Genomic DNA, 19,718 nt, shown 5'->3' on the forward strand with positions numbered 1-19,718 from the left:
CTTTCTTCATCCATCATCCGACATCGGTCATCCGTCATCGGTCATCCGACATCCGTCATCAATTCATTCTCACTCCACATTCACACTCTCCACATTCTTAAAATAAACCTGTCTATCAGCATCCAGGTCTACCAAGACGGCAGAATCGTTTTTAATATATCCCGACAATATCTGCTTGGAAAGTTCATTAAGCACAAGCCTCTGCATGGTTCTTTTCAGAGGTCGGGCACCAAACTGGGGATCAAAGCCCACCTCTCCAAGGTAATCCAACACCTCTTTGGTGGCATCAATTTCAATATTAGCCTCTCCAAGACGCTGCTGTATCTCTTTCCACTGGATGTCGACAATCTTGCGGATGATGCTTTTGTCCAAAGGCTCAAACATGATTGTCTCATCGATCCGGTTCAGAAACTCAGGCCTTACTGATTTTTTCAATAATTCATACACCTCCTGTTTTGTGGTTTCCATCACCTCCTCCTTGTTCCATTCATCCAGAGTGGCAAACCTCTCCTGGATGAGATGAGAACCAATGTTGGTAGTCATGATCACAATGGTGTTTTTGAAATTGGCAACACGGCCTTTATTGTCGGTCAACCTACCGTCATCCAAAACTTGCAAGAGAATATTGAACACATCCGGGTGGGCTTTTTCAATTTCGTCAAGCAAAACCACAGAATACGGTTTTCTTCTCACTGCTTCAGTTAGCTGACCACCTTCATCATACCCCACGTAGCCTGGAGGTGCTCCCACAAGCCTACTTACTGCATGACGCTCCTGATATTCGGACATATCGATTCTCACCATAGCGTTGTCATCGTTGAACAAATACTCGGCAAGCGCTTTAGCAAGCTCAGTTTTACCCACCCCAGTGGTTCCCAAGAATATGAAGGAGCCGATTGGGCGCTTGGGATCCTGCAGGCCGGCGCGGCTTCTTCTTACTGCATCCGATAGAGCACCTATGGCTTCTCTTTGCCCGGCTACTCGCTTACCTAACTCGTCTTCCAAGTGAAGTAGCTTTTCCCGTTCACTTTGGATCATTTTGGAAAGTGGGATGCCAGTCCATTTGGAAACCACTGCCGCAATATCCTCTCCATCCACTTCTTCTTTCAATAATGCGGAACCCTGCTGCATTTCTGTTAATTGCTTTTGAAAACTCTCAAGCTTTTGCTCAGACTCGCCAATTTTTCCATATCGAATTTCAGCAACCTTACCAAAATCCCCAGCCCTTTCAGCTTGCTCGGCCTCCAGCTTAAGTTTGTCAATGTTTTCCTTTTCTCTTCTGATGCCAAGAATTACCGCTTTCTCACTTTCCCACTTCGCTTTTACATCTTGACGCTTTTCGGAAAGCTCGGCAATCTCTTTGCTCAGCACGGCTTCTTTGTCTTTATCCTTTTCCCTTCTAATGGCCTCCCTTTCGATCTCCAACTGCATGATCCTACGGTTGAGCTCATCCAGTTCCTGAGGAAGGGAGTCTATCTCCATTCGGAGCTTGGCCGCAGCTTCATCCATCAAGTCAATGGCTTTATCAGGGAGGAATCTATCAGAAATGTATCGCTGCGAAAGTTCCACTGCGGAAATAACAGCATCATCTTTTATCCTCACACCGTGGTGCAACTCATATTTATCTTTAATCCCTCTAAGGATTGAAATGGCATCAGCGGCATCAGGTTCATCCACAATTACAGCCTGAAACCTTCTTTCTAGAGCTTTGTCTTTTTCTATATACTTCTGGTATTCCTTTAGAGTAGTTGCTCCGATGGCATGAAGCTCACCCCTTGCCAAGGCAGGTTTCAAGAGGTTGGCGGCATCCATCGCCCCTTCTCCACCTCCACCGGCACCGATCAAAGTATGAATTTCATCAATGAATAGAATAATCTCTCCATCTGAATCAGTCACTTCCTTGATTACGGCTTTCAGTCTTTCTTCAAACTCACCCTTATATTTGGCACCAGCCACCAAAAGTCCCATATCCAAAGAAATGATGGTTTTTGATTTCAGGTTTTCGGGCACATCACCGCTGACGATACGTTGGGCTAGCCCCTCTACAATGGCGGTCTTTCCCACTCCTGGCTCACCTAAGAGGATGGGGTTATTTTTGGTCCTTCTGGCCAAAATCTGCAAAACCCTCCTGATCTCTTCATCTCTTCCGATCACAGGGTCGATCTTGCCTTTCTTGGCCATTTCATTCAGGTTTTTAGAATACCGCTCCAAAGACCTGTATTTGGATTCTGCATTTTGATCTGTCACTTTATTTCCTTGTCTAAGTTCTTTGATAGCGTTGATCAGGGTCTTTTCAGCCACTCCCTGATCTTTCAAAAGCTGGGCAGTTTTGTCCGAGCCGGCTAAAATCCCCAAGATCAGATGCTCAATAGCCACAAACTCATCCCCAAAGGTTCTGAGGTAATCCTTGGCTTTAGTCATCACTTGGTTTGAGGCATTGGACAAATAAGGCTGCTGGCCCGAAACCTTCGGAAAGGACTGTACTAATCCATCCAATTTGGTGGTTAGCATGCTTTTATTGACCCCCAACTTCTTAAAAATAAAGTCAGTCACATTCTCATCCTCTGCCAAAATACCCTTCAGAAGATGGGCTGGCTCAATGGCCTGCTGCTGCTCGACCATAGCCAATTCGGCTGCCTTCTGCACAGCTTCCTGGGATTTGATGGTAAATTGTTTAAAGTCCATTTTATAGTGGTTTAAGTATTGTCTAATTGCAAACTATAAAATCCTCATCAAAACCTTAACCAATTGAAAAAACAGGGAAATAGCGGAAATAATGTCCGAAAATAATTAGAAAACGAGATAAAAAAAGACGTTTTGGCAGTTAATTTATACTTAATGAGTAAAATGGTTGAGATGATTGATTAGCTTTTGAACATCTTTTCGGATCAGGTCTGGCCTTAAGGAATTGTCCCACTTATGTTCGGCCCTAACCTGGTAGACAGGCAAAGTATCAGAAATATCAACCTGATATAATGAATATTGGATATCGACCATATGCCTTGATTCAGCGGGGGTGTGAAGCGAAACAAAGCTTCTATCCACATCCTGCCCGGCCGCACTTAAAGCTGAAAGCTTGTTGGTCCGGGCTTTTTTCCTGTTCAGGATTTCCACTTGCAGGAGATATACGATTCCGAGTTCGGAGTACAATCTATCTACATTTCTTTGGATGGAAAAATCACGGATACCTGCTGAAAGCAACTCAACCTCCAATTCATCGCTGGAAAAAACATCTATAAATCCATTGCTGCGCAGTTGCCTGAGCACGGTGGAAGAGAAAAGTTCATGCTCCTTATAGGGAAGTCCATCTAGTCCATTGACGAGCACTACCTGACTGATATCCAAAGGGGTGGCCATGCTAATAACTTCCATACGCTGGACCTGATAGATCCCCGACCTGCAGGAAAATAGACAAAACACCAGTGCTAAAGGTGTAATAATTCTTAAACTGCCTTTCCCCATCGGTTAATTGATTATTGGACTAATAAACTATTAATATAGCACTTTTTCTTTGATATCGCCAATGTTTTCTTTCACAATTAATCTTTCACTTAAAGCATCCTGGGCAGCCGCGAAAGTGTCCTTAACTAAAACCTGCCCCACTCCCAACTTTTTAAGTTCCCTGCCTATCTCTTTCACTTTTTCTTCACGCCTATCACTGCTCACGTTTCTGATATATATCCTTTTTACCCTTCCGGGAAAATCGCGTACCGCCTGCAGATAGATCTCCGGGTCCTTTTGTCCACTGTCGCCGATGAGGATAAACTGCATGTCAGGATAAACTTCGAAAATATGCTCAATCTGCGTCAACTTGTGTAATTCATGGCTACCAGCTATAAACTGTTCCCTAGTCAGCCCTATGTCCCGAAGCATGAGCGGTCCCTTTGGAATTTGGTGAATTTCCAGAAACTCAGCCAAAAAATCATACAGGTTCCATGGGCTACTGGAAACATAGAAAATGGGATTATCAGGTTTATTATCCTGTCCATTAACCAATGCTTTGTAAAACTCCCCTACCCCGGCAAATGGCAGCCTTGTAAGTGCATTATTGAAAAAGGTCGCCTGAAACATCGCATACCATCGTGTAGCTCCTGTAGGAACTATGGTGTCATCAATATCAGATATTATCCCAAACTCTGCGGAAGCAAGTGGAATAAAAACCTTCCCCTTGGCTGTCACCTTGCCTTGACTTGTCACCACCTTATTCAGGAGCTCCAATTCTACGGTTTGGACGTTTCCTATTTCTTCAATAGACTCTTTAGGCTGAAGTTTGAATTCAAAATAGCCTTCTTCATCGGTAACAACGGTTTGCACATCCCCTGCAAAGGAAGCTTTGACGCGCACATTGGGAATTTTCCAGCTCATAAACCTTTTGTACATGGCCTTAAAATTACTCCATCGCCCCTGTCCCTCTTCTGCTGGTTTGATACTACGGTCCTTTATCACCCTTCCGATTAGAAAAACCTCATGCTTGGAGCCCAATCCTTTAAAGGGTAAAACCATTACTTTTCGTACAATACCCGTTTTCTTGCCCACCCATAGCTTGCCTAAGGCGAAGTTTCTTTTAATAAAATACGCACTCCTCAGAAGGTTACTTTTGTTGACCATGATGTGAAATTAAGGTTTGGTTTCAGAAACCAAACTTTATTCCTCTGATGAATGTTTGCCTAGGCACAATTGACCAAGCTGCGCTTATCGCAGAGAATGCTTAACTTTGCAAAATGAATACACCTGAAAAAAGAGATATACGTAAATTCAATCTGGAGCAACTCGAAGAGTTTTTTGTATCCCAAGGGGACAAAAAATTCCGTGCCAAGCAGGTTTACGACTGGTTGTGGAACAAATCGCTGAAAAATTTCGATGACATGACCAATATTTCCAAGGACACCAGGGAGATGCTGAAGGAAAACTTCCTCATCAACCATGTCAAGGTGGATCTTATGCAGCACAGCAACGACGGCACCATCAAGAATGCGGTCAAACTTTTCGACAGTAAGATTGTAGAATCAGTCCTTATTCCCACCTCCAAGCGAATCACAGCCTGCGTCTCCTCTCAGGTAGGATGTAGTCTGGATTGTAACTTTTGCGCTACGGCCAGACTAAAGAGGATGAGAAACCTGAATCCGGATGAAATCTATGATCAGGTGGTGGCTATTAAAGAAGAAGCAGAAACTTATTTCCAGCGACCACTAACCAATATTGTGTTTATGGGTATGGGAGAGCCGCTGTTGAATTACAACAACGTCATATCAGCCATAGACAAGATCACCTCTCCGGAAGGCCTGGGTATGGCACCAAGAAGGATCACGCTTTCCACAGTCGGCATCCCAAAGATGATCAAGAAAATGGCGGACGATGAGGTGAAGTTCAACCTTGCCATCTCCCTCCACTCCGCGATCAATGAGACCAGAAGCCGCCTCATGCCTATTAATGATGTCAACCCAATTGAGGATCTTGCGGATTCTTTGAAATACTGGTATTATAAAACCAAACGCAAAGTGACTTATGAATACGTAATCTGGGACGGCATCAACGATGATAAGGAGCATGCACAGGCTTTGGCGAAGTTTTGCAAAATAATTCCAAGTAAAGTCAACATCATTCAGTACAACCCTATTGACGAAGGGGAATTCCGTCAGGCCTCCCAAGAGGCAGTGGAAATGTATATCAGGGTTCTGGAAAGCCATAACATTATCGCAAAAGTAAGAAAATCGAGAGGTCAAGATATTGATGCCGCCTGTGGTCAATTAGCCAATAAGAATGAGGTAGAGACGATTTTGAAGGACTGACATTTAGGGATGGTTTAATTTTTGTGCAGCGTAGGAAAACTATTTAACTATGAAAAAGCTATTGTTTATTTTCACTTTTGTGATGACCGTAGGACTGGCTGAGGCCCAACAACGCGGAGAGGCCAGAGTTCAGTTTGGCGGCGACTTCGGTTTTACCACCGAACTCTTCGGACTTAATTTTGGAGCGGAGTATTTTCTTGTTGACAGGATCTCACTAGCCCCTAATCACACTATTTACTTCTGGGAAAACGGGAGGGCCAGCAACCTTAATATCGATGCCAGGTATTATTTCACGGAAGGAATTCTCCAATGGTATGGAATGGCAGGCTTCACCAATAATTGGGAAAACCCTGATTTGATAGGAGGTGATTTCAGAACAAGCCGCGCAGGGGCCAACCTTGGAGTGGGAGGCGTCCTGAAATTTGCCGATCGCCTAGCCTTCAATCCAGAATTCAAATACCAACTTCAGAACAATGGCCAGGCTATATTCAGGTTAGGGCTGGTTTACTTGATAAATTAATGTGGAAAGACCGGAGACTGAAAACCGATGACAGGATCAGCGGCCAATTTAGATACTGACCAAGATATTGCAGGTGTTCGTCGTTTACTGGTATGATTTCGAATTCACATACAAAGTTATTTTCAAACACATAAAAAAAGCCCGAGGTTGATTCCCCGGGCCTTTTTTATGCTTTATTGCTAAATTCAAAAAGCTTTCTTTTTTCTTCTTTGGAAAGGCTATCGTAACCCTTATCGGCAATCTTATCCAATATTCTATCAATTTCCTCTTGGGAGGTCAATTCTCCTCTGCTTTTGGATAAGGGCTCTGATTTATACTCGTAGCTTTTTTTTCTGTAAGTAACCTTTACTTTTGATTTCTTGCTGAACAGCTTTTCAAAGAATTGTCCTACTACTTGTACAGGAACCCCCAAGTCACGCCCATTGCGGAGTTGAACCACATAGAAGTAACCTAGTGCTGCCCCACCTAGGTGAGCAAGTTCACCCCCTGCATTGCTTCCTGCAGAGTTGGCAAAAGCCACCAAGACATAGAAAATAGCGATGTATTTGATTTTGACATTGCCTAACAGAAGAAGTCTAAATGATGTATTTGGCGATAAAGTGGCCGCTGCCACTACGATTGCATACACCCCAGCACTAGCTCCCAACATAAGAGAACGGTGCACCACGTCGCTGAAAAGCGGTGCAATGTTGTAAATCAGCATATAAAACAAGCCACCTGCTAGACCACCTAGGATGTAAAGGTTGGCAAACTTGCGGCTGCCCAGGTATTCCATCACCAAAAGCCCAAACCAATAAAGGAAGAGCATATTAAACAGGATATGAAAAAACCTGTCGTGGGTAAACATATAAGTGAAAATAGTCCAGGGCTGGGTAATGAAATATTCTGGTGCGGCAGGCATCATCAGATAGGACCTCATAGCATTGTAGACGGACTCCAAGCCGGCCAAGCTCATAAACACCCAAGCTACCAAGAGCACAAAATACACCAAAAGGTTAATGGCCAATATTTTATAAAGGCTATTCCCATTTTGATTAAATGCATTTTTAATCTGATCCCAAAATCCTGCGTACATATTTGTTAATAGAAACTATCTCTACTTTTTTTCCAATAGGTAATCAATATAAACCCGATCACTAAGCCACTGAGGTGGGCAAAGTGGGCCACGTTGTCTGTAGGGCGGCTAATGATAATGTTGTAAACGGTATAAAGTCCATAAAAGAGTACCAGATATTTCGCCTTTACCGGCATAGGTGGAAACAACAGAAATAACTGGGTATTTGGAAATAGCATACCAAATGCAATCAGTACCCCAAATAATGCGCCAGAGGCTCCCACCATCGGGATATTTGCCACATTATTTCGGATTTTTATCATATAGTTCTTCGCAATGCCCTCATAGCGGTCATCCTCGGGATTACGATCATAATCATCTATGAAATCGTATATCTCCGACCTGAAGTGATGTCGGTTATTAGACACAAACCGATTGAATTCTTCTGGGCTAGGGTCATTGTAAAATCGCTCCACCTGCGTATCAAACTGATTCATCCTATAGAACGTATAGCCAGAATATAAGATTCCTGAGCCCACTCCACAAATCATCCAAAGGATTACCACTTTCTTACCACCCAAAAACTGCTCAAGCATAGGTCCAAATATGAACAGTCCAAGCATGTTGCTGAACAGATGCCAAAAATCGGCATGCATAAACATATAGGTCAAAAACTGAAAGGGCTCAAACCTATCGCTATTGATATAATAAAGAGCAAACCAGCCTTTCAGCTGGGGCAATAAATATGAGGTAATTACAAAAACACCTATGGTAATGATCAGTAGGTTTTTGACTACTGGTGTTAAGGATCTGAACATGTGTTAACGCTGAAAAAAGCTGTGTAATTTATTTAAATCTAATTTGATGAAGGTTTTGTTTCCCGAAACGCCATAATTGGGATTTTGGCAGGCAAATAACTGGCCCACCAGTGTTTCCATTTCTTGTGCCTTAAGCACTTTTCCCTTTTTGATGGAGGATCTTTTAGCCAGGGATCTTGCTAGGTTCTCCTTATTGTCTATAGAAAGCTCCGATTTAAAATACTTAAATTGTTCTAAAAGCCCTTCAAAGAGATCCTTTTCATTGTTGATATAAATATCGGCTGGCACCCCGTTGATCACTACAGTGTGCTGGCCAAATTCTTCCACAAGAAACCCGAGACTGTTGAGCTCTTCATGAAGATCCATAACCAATGAAAAGTCTGCAGGACTCAGTCTAAGACTTTGCGGAAATAGACATTGCTGCGAAGCCCCTTGCGTATTTCTTAGCTGCTTGATGTATCGTTCATACAATATACGCTCATGAGTGGCCTGTTGATCTAAGATAAGCAATCCTGTTGACATCTGAGCTACAATGTATGTTTGCTCCACCTGAAAGGTGGCCCCAGTGGCCGCAATCGGCGCAGGTGTTACTGACTCTTCGTCCCTTGCTTGTACCGGCTCCTCAGAATTCACCTTGCTGGAAAAGGTCATCATTTCGGAACTGTCAGTTTCCTCCTTTTTCCATTGCGCCCTTTCGGAGGAGGCATCCTCTCTATTACTCAAGGCATCCTGCTCAAAGAGTTTTTCCCAACCGGTGGCATCCTGTTTTTTAAAGGATGGCACGGAATGAGTCTTATAACTATTTTCCTGCTTAACCTCTTGTTTCTGACCCTCATCCCGCTTGAAAGTCTCGGTGAAATTGACATCCATGCTAAAATCAAGGGTAGGCACCACGTTGTGAGCCCCTAGAGCCTGCTTAACAGCAGACCTGACCACGGCATATATGGTCCGCTCATCGTCAAATTTGATTTCGGTTTTGGTTGGATGCACGTTGATATCAATGTGCGTAGGATCCAAATCCAGAAACAGGCAATAAAAAGGATGGCTCTCACCTGGCATCAGCCCTTCAAAGGCATTGGTGACGGCGTGATGCAGGTAGTTGCTTTTTATGAACCTGTTGTTGACAAAGAAGTACTGCTCCCCTCTGGACTTTTTAGCATTTTCAGGTTTGCCCACATAGCCATGGATATTTAGATGAGGCGTTTCCTCCTGGCATGGCACAAGCTGCCCCTGATAATTTTTTCCAAATACGCCAACAATCCTTTGACTGAGTTTGCCAGGACTTAACTTGAAAAGCTCCATGTCGTTTTGCATAAGTGAAAATCCAATTTCAGGATAAGCCAAGGCAACCCTTTGGAACTCCTCCACGATGTGCCGCATCTCTATGGGATTGGACTTGAGAAAGTTTCTTCTTGCTGGCACGTTAAAAAACAGGTTTTTGATGGCAATGGAGGTTCCAGTAGAACAAACCACTGGTTCCTGTTTTTTTACTTCCGAGCCTTCAATACAGATCAAGGTTCCCAACTCCTCATCGGCGGTGCGGGTTTTCATTTCCACTTGGGCCACAGCTGCAATGGAAGCCATCGCCTCTCCTCTGAAGCCAAATGTTTTGATAGCAAAAAGATCCTCTGATTGGCGGATCTTGGAAGTAGCATGTCGTTCAAAGCTCATACGGGCATCGGTCGGGGACATTCCTCGACCATTGTCGATCACCTGAATGAGCGCCTTGCCAGACTCTTTGACGAATACCTGTATATTGTCGGCCCCTGCATCCACTGCATTCTCCATCATTTCCTTCAGGGCAGACGCAGGCCTTTGAACCACCTCACCGGCTGCTATCTGGTTGGCGATAGCATCGGGAAGCAGTTGTATAATATCACTCATGTTTCTTTTTTCCTTTTAACCTGAAAAAGACAAGCACCAAAGCTCCTGTAGCAATTAATACAAGGAGCGCATAGAGAGCGGCATTTCCATAGTAAATATACCCAAAAACACCCACCATCAGAATTACAAAAATAAACATCCGTAATAGGCCCGCACTGGACAAACCTGAAGAGCTACTTTTCCGTAAACTAGCTTGGGTAAATGCTCCTCTTAATGAGGAAGAACGACTTTTTCCAAAACTTTCTTCCCCATACTCATCCGGATGCAAAACACCCTTTGACTCCAATTCTTTTTGGATTCTCGAAGTCCGCTGCTCGATTTCTTCTTTTACCGGATCGTAAAATCTGGGCTTGATAGCAAATCGTTGATGAGAGGTGGATGTAAATAATGATGGGAGTTTCATGAGTCAAAATTTTCGGTTGTCACTTGAATACGTTACTTAAATAAACTTATTCCACTTTATCACAATACAATAGGCCTGGGACAAGTTATTGTGTAAGTTTGACGTTGCAGTACAGACAAGTTGTACAACAAAGTTATTTTAAATTTTAAGCAATAAAAATTAAACATTTACATGCAAAGAAAAGTTTGGCAGGCCCTGATGACAGTGATGTTAACTACCTCATGTCTGTTGGCCGGCGGGAAAGGCCCTAATGACCGCGATCCTTTGGCAACAAAGGACAGTCATAGACAGGACCAGTGGGTTGACAGTGTTTTTCATTCGATGACCTTTGAAGAAAGGCTGGGCCAGCTGTTTATGGTGGCAGCCTATTCCAACAAAGATGAAAAGCACAAGCAGGAGATTGCCAAACTCATCCAGGAGGAACACCTGGGCGGACTTATATTTTTCCAAGGCGGCCCGGTCAGGCAGGCCCGCCTGACTAATTATTACCAATCCATTTCCAAAACCCCACTATATCTTGCCATGGATGCCGAATGGGGCATCAGCATGAGACTGGATTCCATGATGCAGTACCCAAAGCAGATGACTTTGGGAGCCATTCAGGATGACAGGTTGGTTTACAACATGGGAAAAGAAATTGCCCGCCAGTTTAAGGAACTGGGTATGCATATCAATTTTGCCCCGGTGGTGGATGTGAATTCCAATCCTCAAAACCCGGTGATTGGCTATCGTGCCTTCGGCGAGCAAAAAGAATTAGTGACCCAAAAATCACTTGCCTATATGAAGGGCATGCAGGATCATGGTATCATGGCCAACGCCAAACATTTCCCAGGTCATGGCGATACAGAATCTGACAGCCATTATACCCTTCCGGTAATCAAGCATAGCGAGGAAAGGATCCGTGACATTGACCTTTACCCCTATCAGGCCCTGATCGATCAGGATTTGATGAGTGTAATGGTGGCCCACTTACATGTACCAAGCTTGGACAGCGAGCCAAACCGAGCCACTACCCTTTCCAAAAAGGTGGTTACGGATATTTTAAAGGACGAGATGAACTTCAACGGTCTGATATTCACAGATGCACTCAACATGAAAGGGGTAAGCTCATTTCATAAACCTGGAGAAGTTGATCTTTTGGCTTTGTTGGCAGGAAATGACATATTGCTTTATTCTCAGGATGTAGCGAAGGCAAAACAGCTGATCTTGGAAGCAGTGAAGGATGGAAAAATCACCCAGGAAGACATTGACGGACGTATCAAGAAAGTATTGCGGGCCAAATATTGGAGTGGCCTGCATCAGCAAAAGCCGATCGACACCCACAGACTGGTGGAAAGAATTAACACCAACCATACCAAAGGGGTGATTGAGGAATTGTATGCATCTTCAATCAGTGTAATTGCAAATCAGAACAATTTCCTTCCTCTGAAAAACATCGACATGCTTAATATGGCATCGATCACAATCGGTGGAGGGCAAGGAAAAGATTTCAAAAAGCAGCTTTCCAAATATGGTAAGTTTTCCCATTTCGATCTTCCCAAAAACCCATCCTCATTGGATTACAGAAACCTTGAAGCCAGTCTGCAGGGTAGCAACACCATTGTGGTGGGCTTTACCGGAATGACCAACAATCCGAAGCGAAATTTCGGATTGAACGAAAGCGATATTTTCTTTATTAAAAAATTAAGTGAAAAATTCAATGTCATCACTGTGATGTTTGGCAACAGCTACGGTGCCAAACAATTAGACGGCCTGCCTCATGTGGTGATGGCTTATGAAGAAAATGAATTTACGGAGAAATTAGTACCTCAGGTGATATTTGGAGCCAGAGCTGCAGAAGGTAGACTTCCGGTGACGGTCAGCAAAAAGTACCCTTTTGGATCAGGTGTGGATACTAAAAAACTATCCCGACTGGCTTATAGCACCCCAGAAACACAAGGTGTGGACAGCAGATCTTTGCTTGAAATTGACCGGAAGATGAATGAGGCTATCCAAAAGAAAGCCACCCCAGGAGGTGTGGTATTGGTAGCTAAGAACGGCCATGTCATTTTCGAAAAAGCTTATGGTCACTTGGATTACCAGAAAAGCCGGCCGGTAACTACTGAAACGGTTTATGACCTAGCCTCCATTACCAAGGTGATGTCCACCACTTCAGCTGTCATGTTTTTGCAAAGCCAGCAATTGCTTGACATGGAGGCTCCTATTTCTCAATACCTGCCTGACCTGAAAGACACTAACAAGGGTAAGATCAAAATTAAAGATCTAATGACACATGAGGCCGGGCTGAAACCTTATATTCCTTTCCACTCCAAAACTCTGGAAGGAGGAAAATGGAAAAATGAATTCTACAGTGCTCACGAAATGGACGGGTACAATGTTCAACTTGGCACCAATATGTTCGCCATCAACACCCTAAGAGACAGCCTTTGGCAATGGTCTTTGGATGCCGACATGAAAGTCCTCCCAAAAGGCCAAACCAAATACGATTATACCTATTCCGACGTCGGTATGTACATTATGCAGAGAGTGACGGAAAGGTTACTTAATCAACCCTTGAACGACTTCATGGAGCACAATTTCTATGAGCCACTCGGACTATACACCTTAACCTATCTACCGCACCGTAAACTTGATTTAGATCTGATTGCCCCTACCGAGGAGGATAAGTTTTTCAGGAAGCACCTTGTCAGAGGATTTGTTCACGATCAAGGAGCTGCAATGTATGGCGGTGTTGCAGGACATGCTGGACTCTTTGGTACAGCTAATGACTTGGCCGTGATGATGCAGATGCTATTGCAAGGTGGGAAATATGGAGATGTTCATTTGCTAGATGAGAAAACCGTTCATGAATTTACTAAAAGGCAGTCTGCCCAAAGCCGACGGGGCTGGGGATGGGACAAACCTGAAGTGGAAAAAGGCAAAAATGGATCTACAGGTAAGCTGGCTCCCAAAAGCACTTTTGGACATACCGGGTTTACAGGCACAGCTGTGTGGGCAGACCCTGACAACCAGCTCATTTACGTCTTCCTTTCCAACCGGGTTTATCCAGATGCTAGTAATAATACCCTGTTGAAAGAAGGATACAGGACTGAAATACATGATATCATATACAAATCACTTCGATACGAATCATTAAATAATTACGCCCAGGTGAACAAAATTGATTAAGATTCGTGTTAAAGGAGTATTGAATAAAAGCTTTACAAAATTTGGAATAGGGCGTCCCTATATTTTTTGGGACGCCACTTTCTACTAACTCCTTACATATGAGAATCGGAATTGTCTGTTACCCAACTTTTGGCGGTAGTGGAGTAGTGGCCACAGAGCTTGGCAAGGCACTTGCAAAAGAAGGTCATGAAATCCATTTCATCACCTACAGACAGCCCTCCAGGTTGGATTTTTTCAGTGCCAACCTTTTCTACCATGAGGTAGACATCAAAAGTTACCCTCTCTTTGAGCATGCACCTTATGAACTAGCCTTGGCCAGTAAGATGGTCAATGTGGTGAGGTATGAGAAACTTGATCTTCTGCACGTGCATTATGCCATTCCGCATGCTTCAGCTGCCTATATGGCTAAACAGATCCTAAAAACAAAAGGCATACATATACCGGTAGTCACCACCCTTCACGGTACCGACATTACCTTGGTGGGCAAAGATCCCTCTTATGAGCCTGTGGTTACATTCAGCATCAACCAATCAGACGGTGTGACTGCGGTATCTGAAGATCTCAAAAAAGCCACTTTTGATCATTTTGAAATCCAGAAAGAAATTGAAGTCATTCCTAACTTCATTGATTTGGAAAGATTCAAACGGCAGAAAAAAGAACATTTCAAAAAAGCTATTTGTCCGAATGATGAAAAGCTGATCGTACATACTTCCAATTTTCGAAAGGTGAAAAGAGTAGAGGATGTAATCTATGTTTTTGACAAATTGCGAAAGGTCATTCCCGTTAAGCTTCTATTGGTTGGTGATGGCCCCGAAAGGGACAAAATGGAACGCCTCTGTAGGGAACTTGGCACCTGCGAAGATGTGAGGTTTTTGGGTAAACTGGATGCCGTAGAGGAAGTGCTCTCGGTGGCAGACCTCTTCGTTATGCCATCTGAAAAGGAAAGCTTTGGTTTGGCCGCTTTGGAAGCCATGGCCTGCGAAGTTCCGATTTTGTCATCGAATGCAGGAGGAATCCCCGAACTAAACATAGACGGAGTGACCGGGTTCAATTGTAATGTCGGTGATGTAGACACGATGACAGATCGTGCTTTGGAAATTCTTTCCTCAAAAAATCTACCTGGCTTTAAAGCAAGAGCTTTGGCCAGAGCCAAAGAATTTGATGTTTCAAATATTTTACCCCTCTATGAGTCTTTTTATAAGAAGACTATCGAAAACTCTCTGGAAACAGCAAAATAAAAACCTGATTTTCACCACATAAATAAATTAAACAAAATAAGATTCCTTTTTACATACTTCTAAAGTAGCTTTACCTCAAATTTCACCATTGTTTGGCATAATATTATCTGTAGATATAGTATAATTAATACTGTTTTTTATGAGAAAGATTGGAAGACTGGACAGACCGGACAACAGCGGATCGGCTAAGATGTTTGATAATCCGGTTTTGGAAAAAATGTCCAGAACGCACATAAGTATCCCGATCGCCATGTTTTTAGGTATTGGTACGCTCTCACTATATTTTGCGATCACCATTACCGAGATACCCTATAGTGTAGGTTTAGGTGTCAGCTTGATAGGATTGCTGGCATTCACCCTAGTGGAATATGTTATGCATAGGTACTTTTTTCACATGGAACCGGATAGCAAATTGAAAGACAAACTTCAATATTCTGTACATGGCGTACACCATGACTATCCTAAGGATAAGGACAGATTGGCCATGCCGCCATTTATCAGTGCTTTTTATGCCTTTGTTTTCTATGTGGTGTTCACCCTTTTGATGAACGACTATGCGTTGTACTTTCTTCCCGGATTTTTGGTAGGCTATTCCCTCTATCTGGGAGTTCACTATACAGTACATGCTTACCAGCCACCCAAAAACTTCCTGAAGATTCTGTGGGTAAACCATGCTATCCACCATTACAAAGATCCGGATGTGGCATTTGGGGTATCTTCACCCCTTTGGGATTATATATTGGGCACTATGCCGAAAAGAGACAAGTGAAAACTTATGGCCTTCCTTATGGGGAGGCTTTTTTTGTTGGGTGACGGGTGACGGATGTCGGATGTTGGATGACAGGTGACGGGTGACGGATGTGATGTATTAACTTCATTGCGCATTTAAAAAAATAAAGAATGGTGATATCTATTATTGGACTGGGCTGGTTAGGGTTACCGCTAGCTAAACAGCTAAAACGTAAAGGGCATCAGGTGAAAGGAAGCACCACAACAACTGACAAACTACCTTTGCTTGAGAAGGAAAATATACCCCCCTATCTACTAAACCTAGTCCCCCACCCCACTGGTCAACAATTCGGAAACCTTTTCCAGACTGATATTTTAATTATTAACATCCCACCAGGTTTAAGAAGCAATCCGGAAACTTATCATCCTGAACAGGTCAAGTACTTGAAAGCCCTAGCCGAGCAACATGGGGTAAAAAAGATTATATACATCAGCTCCACTTCCATCTATCCCTCTCAAGAAGGCACCTTTGATGAAAAGTTTCCCCTTTCGGAAACCAACACCGGAAACCGTGCACTTTGGAAGGCTGAGAATCTCCTCAACAGGGATTCAAGTTTTGATCTGACTATCTTGCGTTGCGGGGGACTGATGGGGGAAAAGCGGATACCTGGAAGATACTTCTCTGGAAAAGATGGTGTAGAAGGCAATGTACCTGTTAATTACATTCACCAGCATGATGTTATAGGCATAATTGAATGGGTAATTAATAACGACAAATGGAATGAAACCTTCAATGCGGTCAGCCCAAACCACCCACTTCGAAAAGAAATATACCTTAACAATTCTGAAAAACTAGGCTTTCCTCCACCAGCTTCCTTTTCACCAAATGAACAAAACAGAATCATTTCTTCTGAGAAACTCCTGCAGAAGGGATATTTGTTTCTCTTTCCCCAACCTTTGGAATACAGGTATTCAACATAATGATTTTCAAAGCTATTGGATGAAAAAATGGAGTTTATAAATATTTTCACCCTTTTAAAACTAAACAAAACGCCCCTCACCAAAAGTCCTGTCTTAATATTAGCATAACACGTCCAAAAATCCGGAAAGAAACCATAAAACAGAATATATTTCGGCAGGATAAAAATAACAGTACTGAAAATCAGCCTAATTCGTGTACACGAATATACAATTTTTAAAACAATACATAACTGACTATATTTGTCCTATAAGAAAATACCTTACCATGGACAAATTCTCATATATTGCAAACGCGCATGTAGCTTACATCGATGAGTTATATGACGAATACAAGAAAGATCCTGAATCCATTGATCCAAGCTGGAAAACCTTCTTTGACGGCTTCGACTTTGCCATCACCAAATACGGTGAGGACGAGGACGGTGGAGCCCAGACTCAAGCAGCCTCCCCAAAAGCTGAAAACGGCAGTCTGGCAACCCGCGGCACCATCATGGACATGGAGCAACTTCCCAAAGAAATCAAAGTAAGGGCACTTATCCACGCCCATCGCTCCAGAGCCCACCTACGCTCCAAAACCAACCCTGTTAGGGAAAGAGTGGACCGGAAGGCCCTCATCGACATCGAAGACCTTGGATTGAGCCAGGCAGATCTCAATACTGAATTTCAGGCCGGCGAAGAAATCGGAATTGGCAAAGCCAAACTAAGCGATATCCTAGCTGCCCTCAAAAAAATATACGAAGGCTCTATGGGTTTCGAGTACCTTTATATCCGGGACCCGGAGATGCTCGACTGGCTCAAGACCAAAATTGAAAAAGAAGCCTTAGCCTTCAACCCTCCTGCTGAAGACAAGAAAAGAATCCTTTCCAAATTGAACGAAGCGGTAGTTTTCGAGAACTTCCTTCATACCAAATATCTTGGACAAAAAAGATTTTCGCTTGAAGGTGGTGAAAGCACCATCCCATTCTTAGACGCAGTCATCAATAAAGGTGCAAACCTTGGAGTGAAAGAAGTGATGATTGGCATGGCCCACCGTGGCCGTCTTAACGTTTTGGCCAACATCATGGGCAAAACCTACGAGCAGATCTTCTCTGAATTTGAAGGTACAGCAAAGCCTGACCTAACTATGGGCGATGGAGATGTGAAATACCACATGGGCTACTCCAGTGACATCCATACACCGGAAAACAATAAGGTAAATCTTAAGCTGGCTCCCAACCCTTCCCACCTGGAAGCAGTGAACCCCGTAGTAGAAGGCTTCTTGAGAGCAAAAATTGACTCCGAGCACCAGCATGATTCCAAAAAGGCATTACCTATCCTTATTCATGGGGATGCGGCAGTTGCAGGGCAAGGCATCGTGTATGAGGTGACCCAAATGGCCGGATTAAAAGGCTACAACACCGGAGGTACCATACATTTTGTAATCAACAACCAGGTAGGCTTTACTACTGACTTTGACGACGCACGTTCTTCCATCTATTGTACTGACGTTGCTAAAATTATAGATGCTCCAGTAATCCACGTGAATGGTGATGATGCCGAAGCTGTAGTATTCGCGGCAAACCTTGCGGCTGAATTTAGACAGAAATTCAACAAAGACATCTTTATTGACATGGTCTGCTATAGAAGGCATGGCCATAATGAGTCTGACGAACCTAAGTTCACCCAGCCTTCACTATATAATGTAATCTCCAAGCACCCTAACCCAAGAGAAATCTATAATAAGAGATTGCTTGAAAGAGGTGACGTAGATGCTAAGCTGGCCAAGCAGATGGACAAAGAATTCCGTCAATTGCTACAGGACAGGCTCAACATGGTAAAAGAACAACCGCTTCCGTATAAGTTCACCCAATTTGAGCAGGAGTGGCAGTCTTTGAGAAGGTCAAAACCAGAGGACTTTGAGCAATCCCCTGAGACCTATATTTCCCAGGAAGCTATAGATAAAGTAGCAGAGGCACTTACCTCACTACCTAAAGGGTTCAAGCCGATCAAGCAGATCGAAGCGCAGATGAAACAGCGAAAGGAAATGTTCTTCCACTCCAAGTCCCTCAACTGGGCTGGAGCAGAGCTTTTGGCTTATGGATCCCTACTTTTAGAAGGTAAAACCGTAAGGTTGACTGGTCAGGATGTGCAAAGAGGAACCTTCTCCCACAGACATGCGGTGCTTCATGATGCAAACACCAACAAGCCTTTCAACTCCCTTAAGGAAATGAAGGACAGTAAGGGTCAGTTCCACATTTACAACTCCCTGCTTTCAGAATATGCCGTTCTTGGTTTTGAATATGGCTATGCCATGGCAAATCCTAACGCATTGGCTATATGGGAAGCACAATTTGGTGATTTCGCCAACGGAGCCCAGACCATGATTGACCAGTTTATTTCCTCCGGGGAATCCAAATGGCAAAAAATGAACGGTTTGGTTATGCTTCTCCCTCACGGCTATGAAGGCCAGGGACCTGAGCACTCCAATGCCAGACCGGAGCGATTCTTGCAGCTTTCCGCCGAATACAACATGTTGGTCTGCAACATCACCGAGCCTTCCAATTTCTTCCACATGCTGAGAAGACAACTAGCTTGGGAATTCAGAAAGCCATGTATCGTCATGTCTCCAAAGTCACTTCTTAGGCATCCGAAAGTAGTCTCTCCTATAGAGGAATTCACTCAGGGAAGATTCAGGGAAGTAATCCAAGACTCTGGTGTAAAAGCTAAAGATGTAAAAAGGGTTGTACTTTGTTCAGGCAAAATCTATTATGATCTTGCTGAGCAGAGAGAGAAAGAAAAAGTGAAAGATGTAGCTATCGTAAGGGTAGAGCAGCTTCACCCACTTCCTAAAACCCAAATTCTAGAAGCTGTCAAGCAATACAAAGACGCTGAAGTGGTATGGGTACAGGAAGAGCCTGAAAACATGGGTTACTGGACTTACATGATGCGTGCCCTTTACAGGGACTTCCCGATGGAGGTGATCTCCAGAAAAGCAAGTGCCTCTCCTGCTACTGGTTACAATAAAGTACACCACCAGGAGCAAGAATCTATTTTGAACAAAGCTTTAAAACTACAATAAACACCTCCAATCCCGCTTTGGTGGGACAAGGGGTTAATTTACAATTTAACCAATGTAAAATTAACCTTAGGCTTTG

Annotated in this window: 14 protein-coding genes; 7 read left to right on the top strand and 7 right to left on the bottom strand. The window is 43.5% G+C overall.

The features are described from left to right. Window positions 1–69 precede the first annotated feature (69 nt). The 3 genes from clpB to FPL27_RS17090 all read right to left on the bottom strand — a co-directional run bounded on the left by clpB (window position 70) and on the right by FPL27_RS17090 (window position 4,608). A complete protein-coding gene (clpB, locus tag FPL27_RS17080; RefSeq protein WP_143962441.1) occupies window positions 70–2,685 on the bottom strand; it encodes an ATP-dependent chaperone ClpB in 2,616 nt (871 codons plus the stop codon). A gap of 150 nt (window positions 2,686–2,835) precedes the next feature. Next, a complete protein-coding gene (locus tag FPL27_RS17085; RefSeq protein ID WP_221936626.1) occupies window positions 2,836–3,462 on the bottom strand; it encodes a hypothetical protein in 627 nt (208 codons plus the stop codon). A 30-nt stretch (window positions 3,463–3,492) separates the two neighbouring features. Further along, window positions 3,493–4,608, bottom strand: coding sequence for an App1 family protein (locus FPL27_RS17090; RefSeq protein WP_143962443.1), 1,116 nt, complete (start codon window positions 4,606–4,608; stop codon window positions 3,493–3,495). 113 nt (window positions 4,609–4,721) lie between these two features. Here FPL27_RS17090 and rlmN point away from each other — a divergent pair, with 113 nt between their 5' ends. After that, window positions 4,722–5,789: a 23S rRNA (adenine(2503)-C(2))-methyltransferase RlmN gene (gene rlmN / locus FPL27_RS17095; protein WP_143962444.1), complete on the top strand. Its 1,068-nt coding sequence runs from the start codon at window positions 4,722–4,724 to the stop codon at window positions 5,787–5,789. Window positions 5,790–5,838: 49 nt separating this feature from the next. Continuing rightward, window positions 5,839–6,309 (top strand): hypothetical protein, encoded by a 471-nt coding sequence (locus FPL27_RS17100; protein WP_143962445.1) that lies wholly within the window; start codon window positions 5,839–5,841, stop codon window positions 6,307–6,309. A 166-nt stretch (window positions 6,310–6,475) separates the two neighbouring features. On the opposite strand, the gene FPL27_RS17105 is transcribed toward FPL27_RS17100, so the two are convergent. Genes FPL27_RS17105 through FPL27_RS17120 form a run of 4 tightly spaced genes read right to left on the bottom strand, consistent with a single transcriptional unit; the run spans window position 6,476 to window position 10,468 of the window. Beyond that, window positions 6,476–7,384: a rhomboid family intramembrane serine protease gene (locus tag FPL27_RS17105; RefSeq protein WP_143962446.1), complete on the bottom strand. Its 909-nt coding sequence runs from the start codon at window positions 7,382–7,384 to the stop codon at window positions 6,476–6,478. A gap of 5 nt (window positions 7,385–7,389) precedes the next feature. Continuing rightward, window positions 7,390–8,181 carry a rhomboid family intramembrane serine protease gene (locus FPL27_RS17110; RefSeq protein ID WP_143962447.1) on the bottom strand — a complete coding sequence of 264 codons (792 nt, stop codon included), beginning with the start codon at window positions 8,179–8,181 and terminating at the stop codon, window positions 7,390–7,392. A 3-nt stretch (window positions 8,182–8,184) separates the two neighbouring features. After that, window positions 8,185–10,065, bottom strand: coding sequence for a DNA mismatch repair endonuclease MutL (gene mutL / locus FPL27_RS17115; protein ID WP_143962448.1), 1,881 nt, complete (start codon window positions 10,063–10,065; stop codon window positions 8,185–8,187). Beyond that, window positions 10,058–10,468 carry a hypothetical protein gene (locus FPL27_RS17120; protein ID WP_143962449.1) on the bottom strand — a complete coding sequence of 137 codons (411 nt, stop codon included), beginning with the start codon at window positions 10,466–10,468 and terminating at the stop codon, window positions 10,058–10,060. The genes mutL and FPL27_RS17120 overlap by 8 nt, the downstream gene beginning before the upstream one ends. Before the next feature lie 171 nt (window positions 10,469–10,639). On the opposite strand from FPL27_RS17120, the gene FPL27_RS17125 reads away from it, so the two are divergent. The 5 genes from FPL27_RS17125 (at window position 10,640) to FPL27_RS17145 (ending at window position 19,642) form a co-directional block, all read left to right on the top strand. Beyond that, window positions 10,640–13,636 carry a glycoside hydrolase family 3 N-terminal domain-containing protein gene (locus FPL27_RS17125; protein WP_143962450.1) on the top strand — a complete coding sequence of 999 codons (2,997 nt, stop codon included), beginning with the start codon at window positions 10,640–10,642 and terminating at the stop codon, window positions 13,634–13,636. A 98-nt stretch (window positions 13,637–13,734) separates the two neighbouring features. After that, a complete protein-coding gene (bshA, locus tag FPL27_RS17130) occupies window positions 13,735–14,874 on the top strand; it encodes an N-acetyl-alpha-D-glucosaminyl L-malate synthase BshA (protein WP_143962451.1) in 1,140 nt (379 codons plus the stop codon). Window positions 14,875–15,013: 139 nt separating this feature from the next. After that, window positions 15,014–15,643, top strand: coding sequence for a sterol desaturase family protein (locus FPL27_RS17135; RefSeq protein WP_143962452.1), 630 nt, complete (start codon window positions 15,014–15,016; stop codon window positions 15,641–15,643). A gap of 131 nt (window positions 15,644–15,774) precedes the next feature. Next, complete coding sequence (locus FPL27_RS17140; protein WP_143962453.1) at window positions 15,775–16,584, top strand: SDR family oxidoreductase; 810 nt, start codon at window positions 15,775–15,777, stop codon at window positions 16,582–16,584. 265 nt (window positions 16,585–16,849) lie between these two features. Continuing rightward, window positions 16,850–19,642, top strand: a complete 2,793-nt coding sequence (locus FPL27_RS17145; protein WP_143962454.1) for a 2-oxoglutarate dehydrogenase E1 component — start codon at window positions 16,850–16,852, stop codon at window positions 19,640–19,642. The last annotated feature ends 76 nt before the right edge of the window (window positions 19,643–19,718 follow it).

Source organism: Litoribacter populi (assembly GCF_007483685.1).
Classification (GTDB): domain Bacteria; phylum Bacteroidota; class Bacteroidia; order Cytophagales; family Cyclobacteriaceae; genus Litoribacter; species Litoribacter populi.